The sequence below is a fragment of the Salinibacter sp. genome (assembly GCF_042218895.1).
In the GTDB taxonomy this organism is placed as follows: Bacteria; Bacteroidota; Rhodothermia; order Rhodothermales; family Salinibacteraceae; genus Salinibacter.
Genome location: NZ_JBDGQQ010000035.1, coordinates 1 through 14,801, shown reverse-complemented (window position 1 = coordinate 14,801; position 14,801 = coordinate 1). Strand labels below are relative to the sequence as shown.

At 63.5% G+C, this 14,801-nt stretch carries 11 protein-coding genes and 1 pseudogene; 8 read left to right on the top strand and 4 right to left on the bottom strand.

All coding sequences use genetic code 11. From position 1 onward, the window contains the following. From ABEL04_RS03895 to ABEL04_RS03875, 5 genes and pseudogenes are all read left to right on the top strand, one after another. Nucleotides 1-2,246 (top strand): annotated as a pseudogene (locus tag ABEL04_RS03895) (DNA-directed RNA polymerase subunit beta'); the annotation flags it as partial. 116 nt (nucleotides 2,247-2,362) lie between these two features. After that, complete coding sequence (locus tag ABEL04_RS03890; protein ID WP_375801072.1) at nucleotides 2,363-3,853, top strand: DUF92 domain-containing protein; 1,491 nt, start codon at nucleotides 2,363-2,365, stop codon at nucleotides 3,851-3,853. 319 nt (nucleotides 3,854-4,172) lie between these two features. After that, nucleotides 4,173-5,525: a dicarboxylate/amino acid:cation symporter gene (locus ABEL04_RS03885; protein WP_375801071.1), complete on the top strand. Its 1,353-nt coding sequence runs from the start codon at nucleotides 4,173-4,175 to the stop codon at nucleotides 5,523-5,525. A gap of 123 nt (nucleotides 5,526-5,648) precedes the next feature. Then, nucleotides 5,649-7,040: a deoxyribodipyrimidine photo-lyase gene (locus ABEL04_RS03880; protein WP_375801070.1), complete on the top strand. Its 1,392-nt coding sequence runs from the start codon at nucleotides 5,649-5,651 to the stop codon at nucleotides 7,038-7,040. Nucleotides 7,041-7,067: 27 nt separating this feature from the next. Beyond that, the gene (locus ABEL04_RS03875) at nucleotides 7,068-7,307 is read left to right on the top strand and encodes a hypothetical protein (RefSeq protein WP_375801069.1); all 240 of its coding nucleotides are present in this window, start codon (nucleotides 7,068-7,070) and stop codon (nucleotides 7,305-7,307) included. A 118-nt stretch (nucleotides 7,308-7,425) separates the two neighbouring features. Here ABEL04_RS03875 and ABEL04_RS03870 read toward each other — a convergent pair whose 3' ends face one another. Together ABEL04_RS03870 and ABEL04_RS03865 are read right to left on the bottom strand one after the other, a co-directional pair. Beyond that, nucleotides 7,426-7,908, bottom strand: a complete 483-nt coding sequence (locus ABEL04_RS03870; protein WP_375801068.1) for a hypothetical protein — start codon at nucleotides 7,906-7,908, stop codon at nucleotides 7,426-7,428. Between the two features lie 220 nt (nucleotides 7,909-8,128). Then, nucleotides 8,129-8,362 carry a hypothetical protein gene (locus tag ABEL04_RS03865; RefSeq protein ID WP_375801067.1) on the bottom strand — a complete coding sequence of 78 codons (234 nt, stop codon included), beginning with the start codon at nucleotides 8,360-8,362 and terminating at the stop codon, nucleotides 8,129-8,131. A gap of 263 nt (nucleotides 8,363-8,625) precedes the next feature. Between ABEL04_RS03865 and ABEL04_RS03860 the strand changes: the two genes are divergently transcribed. Further along, nucleotides 8,626-9,135, top strand: a complete 510-nt coding sequence (locus ABEL04_RS03860) for a hypothetical protein (protein ID WP_375801066.1) — start codon at nucleotides 8,626-8,628, stop codon at nucleotides 9,133-9,135. Nucleotides 9,136-9,232: 97 nt separating this feature from the next. Here ABEL04_RS03860 and ABEL04_RS03855 read toward each other — a convergent pair whose 3' ends face one another. Next, the gene (locus ABEL04_RS03855) at nucleotides 9,233-10,987 is read right to left on the bottom strand and encodes an acyl-CoA dehydrogenase family protein (RefSeq protein ID WP_375801065.1); all 1,755 of its coding nucleotides are present in this window, start codon (nucleotides 10,985-10,987) and stop codon (nucleotides 9,233-9,235) included. 148 nt (nucleotides 10,988-11,135) lie between these two features. Between ABEL04_RS03855 and ABEL04_RS03850 the strand changes: the two genes are divergently transcribed. Together ABEL04_RS03850 and dacB are read left to right on the top strand one after the other, a co-directional pair. Further along, the gene (locus ABEL04_RS03850; RefSeq protein ID WP_375801064.1) at nucleotides 11,136-12,635 is read left to right on the top strand and encodes a M20 family peptidase; all 1,500 of its coding nucleotides are present in this window, start codon (nucleotides 11,136-11,138) and stop codon (nucleotides 12,633-12,635) included. A 149-nt stretch (nucleotides 12,636-12,784) separates the two neighbouring features. Continuing rightward, entirely contained in the window at nucleotides 12,785-14,344 is a 1,560-nt protein-coding gene (dacB, locus tag ABEL04_RS03845; RefSeq protein ID WP_375801063.1) for a D-alanyl-D-alanine carboxypeptidase/D-alanyl-D-alanine-endopeptidase, read from the top strand. A gap of 23 nt (nucleotides 14,345-14,367) precedes the next feature. On the opposite strand, the gene ABEL04_RS03840 is transcribed toward dacB, so the two are convergent. Continuing rightward, on the bottom strand, nucleotides 14,368-14,801 hold a 434-nt coding region (locus ABEL04_RS03840; RefSeq protein ID WP_375801062.1), incomplete at its 5' end, for a spore maturation protein.

The following is a 14,801-nucleotide window of genomic DNA, read 5'->3' as shown; positions in this document are numbered from 1 at the left end:
TCTTCAACGCCCTGAAGGAGCACAAGGAGGGCTTCAACCCCATCTTCACGATGGCGGACTCTGGAGCCCGGGGGTCGAAGGAGCAGATTCGCCAGCTCGGCGGCATGCGGGGCCTCATGGCCAAGCCGCAGAAGAACATCGGCGAGGGGGGAGGCGAAATCCTTGAGAACCCGATCCTGTCCAACTTCAAGGAGGGGCTGTCGGTGCAGGAATACTTCATCAGCACCCACGGCTCGCGCAAGGGATTGGCCGACACGGCGCTCAAGACCGCCGACGCCGGCTACCTCACGCGCCGCCTCGTCGATGTGTCGCAGAGCGTCACCGTCACGGAGCACGACTGCGGAACGCTTCGAGGCATCAGTGTCGGGGCGCTGAAGGACAACGAAGAGATCGTGGCGCCCCTGTCCCAGCGGATCAGGGGGCGCGTCTCGGTACGCGACGTTTACGATCCGCGCACGGAGGAGCTCATCGCAGAGGCGAACGAGCTCATCACCGAGGACATCGCCGACCGCATTGCTCAGACCTCGATCGAGGAGGTCGAGATCCGATCGGCACTGACCTGCGAGGCCGAGCGGGGCGTGTGCGCGCTCTGCTACGGCCTCCATCTTGCCACCGGCCGGATGGTCGAGGTTGGCGAGTCGGTCGGGGTGGTGGCCGCCCAGTCGATTGGGGAGCCGGGCACGCAGCTGACCCTCCGAACCTTCCACACCGGCGGGACTGCTACCCGTGTGGCCGCCGAGTCAACCATTCAGGCCAAGTTCGGCGGCACCGTCGAGTTCGAGAACCTCCAGACGGTCACCTATGAGGATACCGATGGGCCGACGGAGGTCGTGCTCAGTCGTCAGGGCGAGGTCCGAATCATGGACTCTGAGGGGGACGGGCGCGAGCTGACCAGCTACGTCGTGCCCTACGGGGCCGAGCTCCTGGTGGACGAGGGGCAGGAGGTCGACGAAGGCGACGTGATGGCCAGCTGGGACCCGTACAACAGCTTCATTCTCACGGAGGTCGACGGCGAGGTGCGCTTCGACGATGTCATCGAGGGGACCACCTACCGCGAGGAGACCGACGAGCAGACCGGCCATATGGAGAAGGTCATCGTCGAGAGTCGAGAGCGCACACTCACGCCGGCCCTCGTTGTTGAGATGTCCGACGGCAGCGAGCGCGAATACAACATGCCGGTCGGGGCACGCATCCAGGTCGAGGAGGGCGAGACGGTTCAGGCGGGCCAGACCCTCGCTAAGATTCCGCGTCAGGCGGCGCAGACCAGCGACATTACTGGGGGACTGCCCCGCGTGGAGGAGCTCTTTGAGGCCCGTTCGCCGGATGACCCGGCCGTGGTCACCGAGATCGACGGCATCGTCAGCTTCGGCGACCGCAAGCGCGGCAACCAGGAGGTCATCATCACCAGCCGGGAGGGCGACATGGAGAAGTCGTACATGGTGTCCCTGTCCAAGCACATGCTGGTGCACGAGGGCGACTACGTGGAGGCAGGCGACCGCCTCACGGATGGCCAAATCGCCCCGCACGACATCCTCTCCATCAAGGGGCCGCGGGCCGTGCAGGAGTACCTGCTGAACGAAATTCAGGAGGTATACCGCCTGCAGGGCATTGACATCGACGACAAGCACTTCGAGATCGTGATCCGGCAGATGATGAAGCGGGTCGAGATCAAGGACCCGGGCGACTCCCATTTCCTGGAAGGAGAGAAGGTGGAGCGTCAGAAGATGACGGATGTGAACGACGATCTCTACGACAAATTCGTCGTCATCGACCCGAGCGACGCCAACGTCAGGATCGGTGACGTCATCAGTCGGCGTCGGCTGCGCGAGCTCAACTCCGAGTTGAAGCGCGAGGACAAGCCGACAATCGAGGTGCGCGAGGCCCGGCCCGCTGTGGGAGAGCCGGTGCTTCTTGGCATCACAAAGGCCTCGCTGGCCACCGACTCGATGATCTCGGCGGCGTCGTTCCAGGAGACCACGAAGGTGCTCACGAACGCCGCCATTGAGGCCAAGAAGGATCCTCTCAAGGGCCTCAAGGAGAACGTGATCGTCGGGCACTCCATTCCGGCCGGAACCGGACAGCGCGAGTACCGCGACCTCGTGGTGGGCTCGAAGTCTGAGCTCGAAGAGCTCCAAGAGGCCATTGGGGGCGATGGCGAAGCCCCTGCGGGCGACGGCGCCGCCGGCGATGGCGCGCCGAGCGAAGAGGACGTGGAGCAGATCGAGGCGTCCGGCTCTGAGAGCTAAACCACCGCACTTTTCAGTTGGATTCTGGACCGCCCCGGCTGCACTCACGGTGCGCCGGGGCGGTTTTGTATTTGGGACCGAGTGCGCTGCACGCCGGAAAGAAGCCCGAAGAGCACATGTTTGACCTGTCTTTTTCCACGATGGGGGGACTCGGCCTGCTGGCAGCGCTCGCAGGCCTCGGGGGACTGGTGGGGATCGGAGAGGGGCTTCGGACCGCGGGGGTCCCGGTCCGAACCACGCGCCGCCTCGTCCACGGGGGCGTTGGGCTCTTCGTGGCCGCTACGCCGTGGATGTTCGCGACTCCTCTTCCCGTGTACATTCTTGCTGGGCTGTTTTGCGTCCTCAACGCCGCGGCTCGTGCCCGGAAGTGGTGGGCTGGCATTCACGAGGCCCGCCCGGAGAGTTGGGGCACCGTGGCGATGCCGCTGGCCGTGGTGCCTGCACTGGCGGCCACGTGGTCGGTGGGGGGCGACCGCGCCTTCATCTTCCAGACGGCGTTTCTGGTGCTGGCGGTCGCTGATCCACTGGCTGGATCGATTGGTGAGTCCTACGGCCGCCAAACGCTCGTTTCGGGGGCGACGTGGATCGGAAGCAGCACGTTTTTCGGCACAGCGGCCCTCCTAGTCGGATCCGTGCTAGTCGGGACGGAACCCTGGTCCCCAGAGCGCACCGTCCCGGCGGCCGTTGCGGTCGCCTTCGTGGCGACGGCGGTCGAGGCGGTTTGTGGCCGGGGAGAAGATAATCTCTTCGTCGTGCTCGCGGTCGTTCTCATTCTCACGCCGCTCCACGAAACGTCGATCACCACTGCTCCCCTCGTCTGGGGGCTCATCGTCGGTGTAGGCGTCTGCGGGGCAGCGCGCTGGAGCCGTGTTCTGGACGCTCGAGGGGCCGTTGGGGCGGGCCTCTTCGCGGCGTCGCTTGTGGGCCTAGGCGGGTGGGCCTGGGCCATGCCGGGATTTGCCTTCTTTCTGTTGTCGAGTGCCCTTTCCTGGCTTCCAGGGGGGGAAGAGACAGAAGACGAAGAAACGACCGATCGGGCGCCCACGCGCACGCTCCGTCAGGTGGTAGCAAACGGAGGGGTTGCGTGGGGACTTCTGGGCACCTGGGTCGTGCTTCCGCCGGGAAGCAGCGGAGCGCAGATCATCTGCTACGCCGGTTTTCTCGGTGCCCTTGCGTCGGCGGCGGCGGACACGTGGGCTACTGAATTGGGAGGACGCCTATCACACCGTCCACGCTCGCTACGGACGCTGCAGCCGGTACCACCGGGTACATCCGGAGCCGTCTCGCTCGCTGGGACGGGGGCCGCCGCGCTGGGTGCCGCTAGCGTGGCGGGGGCCGCGTGGGGAGTGGGAAGCCCTCCCGCAGGCACGACAGAGCTGTGGGTCGGGGCCGCGTCTGCCGGCCTCATCGGCATGGCAGTGGACAGCATCGCCGGAGCCACCATCCAGGCCCAGTACCGAAATCCAGAGACGGGCCGCCTCGTCGAGCAACCGGTTCCTGGAACCTCACCTACTCGGGGCTGGAGGGGAGTCGACAATGAAGTTGTCAATCTTCTGGGAACGACGGCCGGCGCTGCGGCGGCGATCGCTCTGACTGTAGGGATCTAATGCTGCGACGAGCCTGGAAGCAAGGCTGGATGAGTGTGGTGAAGAGGGCTCGTAAGGATGAGGGTGCTCGAAGTCGTCCCGGAAGGATTGGACGGTGGCGTGCGCTCTTTGCGGCGAACGGCCACTTCCCTCGAGACACCGGCGGGAGAAGGGTCCCCGGAAGCCCTGAGAGAGCAGCATGTCCGGCAGTGTCGAGGAAGAAATGCCAAAGACGAAAAGAATGAGGGGTTGTTCGCCAGTCCCCTGAGCCTTTTCTTTGGGTTTGCTGCATCGGCCCTACGATGCGCAACGCGTGTTCTGTGCCTAGTCTACGATTCACATGCCCTGGTACAAGCAGCTCCACTGGCAAATCATCATCGGCCTCGTGTTGGGACTCATCTACGGGGTTGTTGCGGCGTCTGCTGGGTGGCAACAATTCACCAGCGACTGGATCGCGCCGTTCGGAACCATCTTTCTGAACCTCCTCCAGCTCATCGCCGTCCCGCTCGTTCTGGCCTCCCTGATTGTGGGGGTCGCGTCGCTCGGTGACCTCGAACAGCTTTCCCGGATTGGCGGGAAGACCATCGGGATCTACGTTCTCACTACTACCATCGCACTGGTTATTGGGCTGGCGCTGGTCAACACCCTGCAGCCCGGGAATGCGGTTCCGAAGGACGTACGCGCGCAACTGGAGCAGACCTACCAGGGCGATATCGAGCAGAGCATGAAGATGGCGGAGAAAGCGGAGGGGCGGGGTCCCCTCCAGCCGCTCGTAGACATGGTGCCCTCGAACTTCTTCAATTCGGCCTCGGACAATGGAAATATGCTCCAGGTCGTCTTCGTCGCCATTCTCCTTGGGATTGGGCTGCTCCTCATCCCGGACGAAGACGCCGAGCCGTTGCTGTCGTTCTTTGATAGTTTATTCGAGCTCGTCGTCAAGGTCGTTGAACTGATCATGCTTACGGCGCCGGTGGGGGTGTTTGGGCTCCTCGCCGACGCCATTACGTCCATTGCAACTGGGAGTCCCATGGGGATCGCGAGCCTCCTGCAGGCGCTGGGCCTGTATTGTGTGACGGTGGTGATCGGCCTGGCAATTATGGTGTTCGTGGTCTATCCCATTTTCATGTCGCTCTTCACGTCGATCCCAATTCTGGATTACTTTCGCGCCATTTCTCCAGCACAGCTGGTGGCCTTCTCCACGTCGTCGAGCGGGGCAACACTGCCGGTTACAATGGAGGTCTCGGAGAAAAATCTTGGGGTGTCCGAAGAGGTGTCCTCCTTCGCCCTGCCCCTCGGAGCCACGATCAACATGGATGGGACTGCCCTCTACCAGGCCGTCTCGGCCGTCTTCATCGCGCAGGTGCTTGGCATCGGGCTCGCGTTCACGCAGCAGCTCAACATCATCCTAATCGCCGTACTGGCCTCGATTGGGACCGCGGCCGTGCCGAGTGCTGGGATTGTGATGCTCGTTGCCATCCTAGAGTCGATTGGGGTGCCGAGTGCGGGCCTGGCCCTTATCCTCGGGGTGGACCGTCCGCTCGACATGCTGCGAACAACGAACAATGTTACGGGCGACACGATGGTCGCCTCTGTCGTTGCCTCCACCGAGCAGCAGTTGAACTTTCCGACGGACGGAGTGAGCGTAGTGACCTCCGACGTGCAAGGGTCCGTCCGCGAGGAACCGGTGGGATAGGAGGCATCCGTTACACGAAACGATTCGGTGACGTCCGGAAGGGAAGCTTTGTGGTCGGGAAAAAGTACGGGTTTGTACTGTTTCTCCGTACTGGATCCCCGAAAGAAGCCTGCTTCCCTTCCTATGACGGACGTTCTTCCAGACCGTATTCAGCCCCTCAACGAGCGGGCCCAGGCCGATGAGGCTGAGTACGTCCTCTACTGGATGCAACAGTCTCAGCGAGCCCGGAACAATCCGGCATTAGAACGGGCCCTCCGCCACGCAAACAGTGAGGGGCTTCCGCTGCTGGTTGTCTTCGGCCTCATGGACGACTATCCCGAGGCCAACCTTCGGCATTACACCTTTATGCTCGAAGGGCTACGCGACACCAGGCGTCGGCTCCAAGAGCGGGGCATCCGGATGGTCGTGCGGCACGGGCGTCCAGACGAGGTGGCTCTTCACTACGCCGATCAGGCCGCCATTCTCGTCACCGACCGGGGGTATCTCCGCCACCAGCGGCACTGGCGATCCCGAGTCGCCGAGGAGGCCCCCTGCCGAGTTGAGCAGGTGGAGGGGGACGCGGTGGTGCCTGTCGAAACGGTCACGGACAACGCGGAATATGCCGCGCGAACAATCCGTCCGAAAATTCACGAGCACCTAGACCGGTGTCTTCGTCTCCCGGAGCCGGCGGCTCCGGAGCATCCTTCCCTGAACCTTGACGTCGACGAGGGACTTTTCCCCAACGACGTTGGAACCATTACCGACCAGCTAGACCTCGATCGGAGCGTCCCGCCCGTTTCTTCCCTGCATCAGGGCGGAACGTCCGAGGCCGAGCGGGTGCTCGACGGGTTCCTCGCGGAGCACCTGGAGGGGTATGATGACAACCGCAACCAGATCCACTCCAGTGCGGTTTCGCACATGAGCAAGTACCTCCACTTTGGGCAGATCTCTCCTGTATGGCTGGCACAGCAGGTACGGGCGACGGAGGCCCCGGAAGGAGACATCGACTCCTACATCGAAGAGCTTGTCGTCCGACGCGAACTGGCGGCGAACCACGTCTACTTCCGGCCGGACACATACGACTCGTACGAGTGCCTCCCGGAGTGGGCCCGCGAGAGCTTGGCCGAACACGCCGACGACGAGCGGGAATATTTGTACAGTCGCGACGAACTCGAACGTGGCAGAACGCACGACCCGTACTGGAACGCGGCGATGAAGGAAATGCGCGAAACCGGGTACATGCACAACTACATGCGCATGTACTGGGGGAAGAAAATTCTGGAGTGGTCGCCTGCCCCGCGAACAGCCTTCGAGCGTGCGCTCCATTTGAACAATAAGTACTTCCTCGACGGCCGCGATCCGAATTCGTTCGCAAACGTGGCGTGGATCTTTGGCCTTCACGACCGGGGCTGGAAAGAGCGCCCCGTGTACGGAAAGGTCCGGTACATGAGCCAGGGAGGGCTTGAGCGAAAGGCCGATCCCGACGCGTACGTCGAAAAAGTTGACCGCCTCGCCGCAACAGCGCAGTCCTCGTAGCAGTCTCTTGGTAGTTCCCGGAACCCCATGAAAGATGAAACGAAGCAAACCCTCTTTCCCCTAACGTTTGCAGCTGCCGCCCTCTTCTACGCATGGGCCATCGTGTCTCTGTGGGTAGGGCCCAGTTGGAGCCTGTCGGGGCTTCAGTACCTCGTGGTAGGTGTGATCCCGGCGTTTCTGGGTGTGGTGTGTACTGTGCTGGCCCTCGCGCTACACATCGAACTTCAGGAGAGTGACTCAACAGGCAACGAAGATCCCTGGGGATAGAGTCTGCTCGCTAGGTGGGCTTCAGAGACGGCGAACGGGTGTCGCTGTAGATCTTGTAGAGCGACCACAGCGCCCTCCATCTCGATGCTGTTCTGCGCTCCAGAGTGCTTTTCCGGGATCAGGTTGTGGCCTGTCTCGACTCGGACTGGATCCAAACGGAATTGAGACCACCGATGATGGACCCGTAGATGAGATGAAGAACGAGGGTGGCGACCAGGTACTTGACTGGTGCGCCAAGGTGCAGCGGGTGATCGGTGGCAAGGGTGTGGCCGGAACCGCCAAAACCGAACACGCCCCACCCGATGATCGGAGAGTAGACGACCATCATGAAGAGCCAGAGGGCCACGGCCAGGTACACGCCCCGCCGGACATTCGTATCCGTCCCGTACAGGGCCACCAGCAGCATCGACCAGGTTGCCCCGTAGCCAAAGTGGACGAGCAGGGGGAGGGGACCTACGTTCAGGCCGAGCTTCTCCAGAAAAGCAGCGGAGGGAGGAAGGTTGAAGGGGGCGATGCCCGCGCCGTGAATGGCAAACATCATGAGTAGAAACATGACGAGGCTTCCAAGGGCTCCGATGGCGGCTGATTTAATCCACTTCATCGCTGGTCAGTGTTGTTTGTCGAAAGCATGCAGGGAAGTGTAGGAGCCGCAAAGCTCCCAACAATCTCGCCTCTTTGTTGGAGATGACTTGAAATGTTACGCGCCGGACCGAGTGCATCGTCGGAACCGGCAATTGCCGAAGGCAATTCGGAGCCGACATCCGTTCGCTGTCCTTTTCCAGCGCCGAGGGACCGGGAGGACTCGGTCCCCTTCGAGTATCCTAATCGACTGGAATTCCCACTGCAGACAAGGAGAATTGGAGCATATATCCGCAATATTTGCACATGACGTTGGCCACCGGCAGGGAGGAGTCCTCTTCCTGATCGATGGGATGGAGCGTTACCTCCTCCATAACGACCATGTTGGACGCCTCGCACACTGGGCACTGTGGCGACTGTGAACGTGAGCGAAGATGTTCGGCGACGGTGCGTTGCTCGTCGGGGGTAAGACTCATGGGTAGTGGGGGAGTATGGGAGAGGCGGTCGATCTCTGATTATGACAGGCCTTCAGGGATCTCGGAAGAGAGGGGAGCGACAAGGCGGCAACACGCCTCAGCGCGCGACTCGTCCGATCGGAGTCTGTCATTCAGACAGGCTCCGTAGTCTGGCATCCTTTTCGCAAGCAAAAATGGTGAGACGTGCCGGGTGGTTGGCACGTCCACGAAGATGTTTGAACTTTTTTGCTCCTACGGTTCTCTTACACTTTCCCTCCTTCACGATGGTTGCGAACGAGCACTACAAGCGGTTGAAGCACCTCTACGCCAACGCACCGGCAGAAAGTGCCACGGGGCACGTGGACATCTCGTACGGGTACGCCGAAATCAGTGGAATCGTAGAGCCTAGCTCCCCAGATAGCCTGCTGAATCGAATGCCCCACCAGCGGCTCCTCAGCGATGCCTCCTCGCTGGCGGCAAGCTCTGTGGAGAAGGAAGGAATGCTCGAGTTGGAACGCATCAACGTCGGGGTCAGCAGGACGGATTACCGGGGTCCGGTGAAGATAACTGCAGAGGTCGCCGTTGCCGAGCCGCCCCGCTACCACGTCCGGGCCGTAATGGTCAACGAGGACGAGGAGGTGCTGGCGGAGGCACTGTCGCTCTTCGAGCCGAGCGGAGAGGAGCTCCCCCCCGACCCTGCCCCTGAGGCCGTCGATGAAGACGAGTCCGCTCCGTCCCCGGCCCCGTTCATGCCGATTCATGTGACTCAGTACGGCGTCCTCTGCTTGAACTAGAAGGACCTGCCGCGGTGTTACGTCCTGTCTTCGCCTCTTAGAGCGTTCTTGAAGCGTAGTTTGCGGGTACTGGCTGAGGCACATGACCCTCCATCCGCTACGATGTCTCAGGATCCGGGTCCGGGGAAACGTCGTCGGAACTCTGGTACCGATGGAGCAGGGATGCGCTTTCGGTCTCTCGGGCCAGTGCCCGGGTTCCGCCTTCATCGAGCGCCGCGATACGACTGATGGGCTGGTTCGCCAGTCGCTCCGCCGCGGCGGCCGAGCGGGGATCCTGTTCGGCCCGCAGGGCCCACTGCGCGTGCCGGGCCGTGTAGGCGAGCTCGAGGGCGTGCCCAAGCGTCAGCGCAAATCGGCGCGCGCCCGCCTGGAGCTTCCCGATCCCGTCGTCCTGGGCGGCCCGAAGCCAGTCTGCGGCGTCCCGGAAGGCCTGAAGCGCGGACTGCCCCGCCTCCCGAAGCGCCGGAGTCTTGAGTGGAGAAAGACAGCGTTCGAGTTCGCTCCTCAAAAGAGCCAGGTCCTCGGCCTCCTCTAGGGCTCGGAGAAGATCCAGGGCGAGCACGTTCGTTGTGCCCTCCCAAATCGGAAGCACCTGCGCGTCGCGGTGGAGCGGCGGGATGCCGGTGTCTTCCACGTACCCGGCTCCGCCGAATGCTTCGACCACCTCGCTGGTGCCGGCAACGGCCTGCTTGGCGGTGGTAAGCTTCGCGATGGGGGTCAGAAGGCGGAGGAGCGTCCGTGTCGATTCGTCGGCACGGCCCGACTCGCGGCGCCCCAGAAGTTCGGCGAGCCGGAATGAAAGGTGGAACATGCCTTCCAGCTGGGCCTGCAGATCGGCAAGGGTCTCCTGATGAAGGCGGTGATCGATGATCGCCTCGCCGAAGGCCTCGCGCTTCCGGGCATAATCCCGGGCAAGGGCCAGTCCCCGCCGGACGTAGGCCGCCGCCGTCACTGCATTCCAGGTCCGCGTCACACTGAGCATCGGAGCGATATGGCGGGTCCCGTTCCGAAGGTTCTCGGTCACGGGCCGGGCGGGAGCACCGTCAAGATGGAGCTCGGCGGTTGGGAGCTTTCTGGTGCCGAGCTTGTCTTTCAATCGATGGACGTAGATTCCGTCGGCCAAGTCGCCGCCCTCGCGGACAGGAACGTAAAAGAGCGCCAATCCCTCGCTCCCCTCCGGATTGCCCTCGGGGCGGGCCAGCGCGAGGGCCACGTCGGCCGTGATGGCGCTGGTAAACCACTTGCGGCCGTGCAGGCGCCAGGTGCCCTCGGGGTCGCGTCGAGCCGTCGTCCGGGTCTGGCTCACGTCGGAGCCCCCGGAGACCTCCGTCATCCACTGACCCGACGTCCAGAACGACTCTGGATCGCGTGCGGTGAGGTGGGGCACCGCTGCTTCTATGAGGGCCTCGTTCCCGCTGTCGAGCAACGTCCGGGCGGCACCGTCGGTCATGGCCAGCGGACAGCCGTACATGTCCGTGGAGGGGATAAAAAGATACGCGAGTGCCATCTGGTGGACCCGGCTGTAAGAATCGTGGACCTGCTCGTACGCTACGGCCACCACCCCTTGCTCCGCGGTGACTTCCGCGGCCCGCTCCCACACTTCCGTCTGTTCAATCTGGTCGATCCGGTCTCCCCACGGCCCCCATCGGGTGAGAGTGGGCTCGTTTTCGAGGTCGTCCTGCTGGAGGGCGTAGAGCTCATTGCCCGCCCGTTGGCCCATCGCGCGCAGGCCCGGTTCCACCGCGGCGTGGACCTCGTCGGGGAGCACACGGCGGACGTAACTTCGAAGCACGCGGTCGGAGTCGTACTGGTTGGCCAGCTCGGGTGGGGGCTGTACGACGTCTGGGATCATGGGTCCGGCAGGCAAGTGGAGGAAGCGGATGAACAGGAGTAATCGGTACGGAAGGGGCGGGCTGCCCGTTCGGAACCTCCGGCCAGGTCCACCGTGGCGGGGGGCGGTGGTGAACTAATCTCTAAGCACCCTGCGTTCCTGCCTCACGATGCTTTCTCGTTCTGGCTGGCGCTCTCTCCTCGGAGGCCTGGTTCTCGTGCTCGGCGCGGTGCTGGCCGTCGTTGCCACGCGGACATGGCGGGTTGAAAGTCGGCAGGCGACGACGGAGCCGGTGGCACTTGAGGTCGATCCTGAGGCCCACCGGCGGCTCGCCAATGCTCTTCAGTTCCGGACCATCACGAAGCGAAACCCTGCCCGCCTTGACTCGGCCGCCTACGAGCGCCTGTTCGGATACCTAGAGCAGGCATTTCCGAGGGTCCACGCCGCCCTCGATACGACTCACGTCCACGGCCTGAGTCGGCTCTACACGTGGGAGGGTCGCGATCCCTCCCTCGCACCAATCGTCCTGATGGCTCACGTCGACGTGGTGCCGATTGAGGACTCCTCCGATTGGAGGTATCCTCCGTTCAGCGGACGAGTGACCGACACGCACGTGTGGGGCCGCGGGGCGCTGGACGATAAGGCAAGTGTCGTAGGCATCCTGGAGGCCATCGAAACGCTCCTCCGTCGTGGTGTCACGCCCCAGCGGACGGTGCACGTCGCGCTTGGTCACGACGAAGAAGTGGGCGGTGTCCGAGGGGGGCGGGCCCTTGCCGAGCGAATTACGGCGGGGGACGTGGCGCCGGCCCTCGTGCTTGACGAGGGCGGGGCCGTCACGCGCGGGGCGCTCCCCGGACTCAACGATCCGCTTGCCGTGGTGGGGGTGGCCGGAAAGGGATACCTGAGCCTCGAACTCCGGGCCGAGCAGCCCGGCGGACACTCGTCCGTTCCGCCCGATCGGACGAGCATCGAGGTTCTTAACGATGCGCTGAGCCGGTTGCTGGAAAATCCGCTTCCGTCCCGCCTCTCGGGCGTTACCGGCACCATGTTCGACTACCTCGCGCCTGAAATGCGCCTTCCCATGCGGGCGGCCCTGGCCAACCGGTGGCTCACGGCTCCCGCTCTCCGGTGGGTGCTAAATCGCCGACCTGCCACGCGAGCCGCTATCCGCACCACGACGGCCCCCACGCGACTCGATGCGGGCGTAAAGGACAACGTGATTCCGAGCACGGCCCGGGCCGTCGTGAACTTCCGCATTCTGCCGAGCCAGTCGGTCGACGCCGTGATCGATCACGTTCGGGAGACCCTCGGCAACTTGCCAGTCCGAATCGAAATGGGGCAGTCGAGTAGCCCGTCTCCAGTGTCGGCCATCGAGTCTCCGACGTTCCGCATGCTTCAGCGAACCATCGGTCAGGTTACCGCCGACTCCGTGGTCGTCGCTCCGTACCTCGTGCCCGGCACGACGGACAGCCGCTACTATACTGAGCACAGCGACTACGTCTACCGCTTTATCCCGTACGAGCTCACACCCGAGGATCGGAGCCGCATCCATGGGGCGAATGAACGCATCGCTACCGACGACTACCAGACCATCGTTCGTTTCTACATGCAGATCATTCGGAACTCCGACGCCCTCCCACCAGCGGTGAAGGGGGGCTCTGCCAATTAGCCGCTGAGTGGTCGAAGGACGGCTTGGGGAGGGCCGTTACCGGTCCCCGCCTTCTCCGCCGACGACCGCCTGGGGCTTGACCCCAGGACGAGTCCTTCTTTTTTTGGCCTGCCTCCACTACGTCCCTCACTCACGGAACCCGTTGGCCGATGGTCCTCCCCTGCTCAGGTCTCCGCGTGGCCTGCACGCGTTGTCTCGCTGGTCTGCTGGCAATTGTTCTCTGCGCGGGGGGATTGTCGGTGAGGGCGCAGCCCGACCCGACCGTGAAGTCGGCCCGCGCACGCATCGCGAAGGTGATCACCGACACGATCGAGGCAGCCCCGTACGCCGGGGCCTTCTGGGGCATCGAGGTCACCAATCTACGCACGGGGCGCCGTCTCTTCCGGCACAACGCGAACCGCCTCTTCACCCCTGCCTCGAACGTGAAGCTTCTCACCACGGCGGCCGCCCTCAAGCGGCTGGGGCCGGACTTTCGGTACAAAACTGCCGTCTACGTGAACGGCCCGGTCCGCAACGGGGTTCTTCATGGCAACCTCATCGTGCAGGGCAGTGGGGACCCAACGATCGGGGGCTACAGGCAGCGAAAGGATCCGACTCAGGTGTTCCGGCGGTGGGCCGACTCACTAGAGGAGGCGGGAATCTCGCGCATTCAAGGAGACATTATCGGGGACGACGATCCCTTCAGTGACGTGCCCCTCGGGGAGGGATGGAGCTGGAACGACGTGCCGTACAGTTACGCCGCAGAGGTCAACGGGCTCGTGTTCAACGCCAACACCATCGACATGAGTGTGACGGGGCGCATGTCCGGGGCGCCGGCCCGCATCTCTTGGACTCCCCTCCAGACCGACTTCGTCCGAGTCCTCAACCAAACTCGGACGGTCCCTACCGACTCCTCGTCCGACGAGGAGTACGACCGTCCCTTCGGGGCCAACACCTTCCAGGTCCGTTCGCGGGTACACCCGGGGGAAACCCAGGAAGAGTCCCTTACGATTACGAACCCGACTCTATACTTCACGCATGTCCTTCGGGAGGTTCTCCTGCAGGAAGGCATCTCGGTAGCGGGCACGGGCATCGACGTGGATCAGATGCCAATCAAGCCGGACTACAAGGCCCAGTCGATGCGGCGAGTTGCGACCTACCGGTCTCCTTCGCTCCGCACCATCGTACGCACGACAAATCACGAGAGCCAGAATCTCTACGCCGAGCAGTTGCTAAGGACCCTCGCCGTCGTGAACCCTCCGGACACCACCTCCGAAACGCTCACCGTGGGGTCGGCGGCTCTTGGGACGCGGGCCGTGAAAGCGGAGCTCGCGGAGGCGGACGTCGACACCAGCCGCATTCAGCTCGTGGATGGGTCGGGCCTCTCCCGGAAGAACTACGTGAGCCCGCGGGCCCTGACGCGCCTCCTGGAGCACATGTGGGTGGACGTGGGGCCCAACCACAGCTCGGCGTTCTACGAGTCGCTGCCGACAGGCGGAGAGGAGGGAACCATCGAGTACCGGTTTCGGAACGGGGCGCCCGCTCAGGGCAATGTGCACGCAAAAACGGGAACCCTCTCCCACGTGAGCGCCCTGAGCGGATACGTGAATACCGAGCAGGGGACCCCCCTCTCGTTCGTCATCCTCTGCAACCATCACCTGGCGGAGGCCAACCAAGTGCGGGCTGCCCAGGACGCCATCGTTAACGCGCTCGCCCGGCTTCCACACTGAGGCTTCCACACTGAAAGGCCGGCTCATCCGCCGAACAGCAGACGGACGACGTAGACGGACGCAAGGAAGCCCACCAGGTCTGCGAAGAGACCGGCCGGAACGGCGTGACGGGTCTCCCGGATGTTGATGGCGCCGAAGTAGACCGCGATGACGTAAAAGGTTGTCTCTGTGGAGCCGAACATGGTCGCGGCCATCTTGACCACCAGGGAGTCCTCGCCGTACTGGTTGATCATGTCGGCCACAAGCCCGGCTGAGCCCGAGCCCGTGAGGGGGCGCACGATGCCCATCGGCAGCACTTCGGCCGGCACGCCGATCAGGCCCAGCACCGGATCAAGAAGATTCACGAGGTAGTCCATGGCCCCGGACGCCCGAAACATGCCGATGGCGAACAGGATGGCGATAAGGTAGGGGATGATGGTCACGGCGACGTCGAATCCCTCCTTGGCGCCTTCGACGA

Excerpts from the sequence above, each read along its gene's own strand:
- ABEL04_RS03890 (WP_375801072.1), top strand. The coding sequence starts at position 2,363 with ATGTTTGACCTGTCTTTTTCCACGATGGGGGGACTCGGCCTGCTGGCA.
- ABEL04_RS03885 (WP_375801071.1), top strand. The coding sequence starts at position 4,173 with ATGCCCTGGTACAAGCAGCTCCACTGGCAAATCATCATCGGCCTCGTG.
- ABEL04_RS03880 (WP_375801070.1), top strand. The coding sequence starts at position 5,649 with ATGACGGACGTTCTTCCAGACCGTATTCAGCCCCTCAACGAGCGGGCC.
- ABEL04_RS03875 (WP_375801069.1), top strand. The coding sequence starts at position 7,068 with ATGAAAGATGAAACGAAGCAAACCCTCTTTCCCCTAACGTTTGCAGCT.
- ABEL04_RS03870 (WP_375801068.1), bottom strand. The coding sequence starts at position 7,908 with ATGAAGTGGATTAAATCAGCCGCCATCGGAGCCCTTGGAAGCCTCGTC.
- ABEL04_RS03865 (WP_375801067.1), bottom strand. The coding sequence starts at position 8,362 with ATGAGTCTTACCCCCGACGAGCAACGCACCGTCGCCGAACATCTTCGC.
- ABEL04_RS03860 (WP_375801066.1), top strand. The coding sequence starts at position 8,626 with ATGGTTGCGAACGAGCACTACAAGCGGTTGAAGCACCTCTACGCCAAC.
- ABEL04_RS03855 (WP_375801065.1), bottom strand. The coding sequence starts at position 10,987 with ATGATCCCAGACGTCGTACAGCCCCCACCCGAGCTGGCCAACCAGTAC.
- ABEL04_RS03850 (WP_375801064.1), top strand. The coding sequence starts at position 11,136 with ATGCTTTCTCGTTCTGGCTGGCGCTCTCTCCTCGGAGGCCTGGTTCTC.
- dacB (WP_375801063.1), top strand. The coding sequence starts at position 12,785 with ATGGTCCTCCCCTGCTCAGGTCTCCGCGTGGCCTGCACGCGTTGTCTC.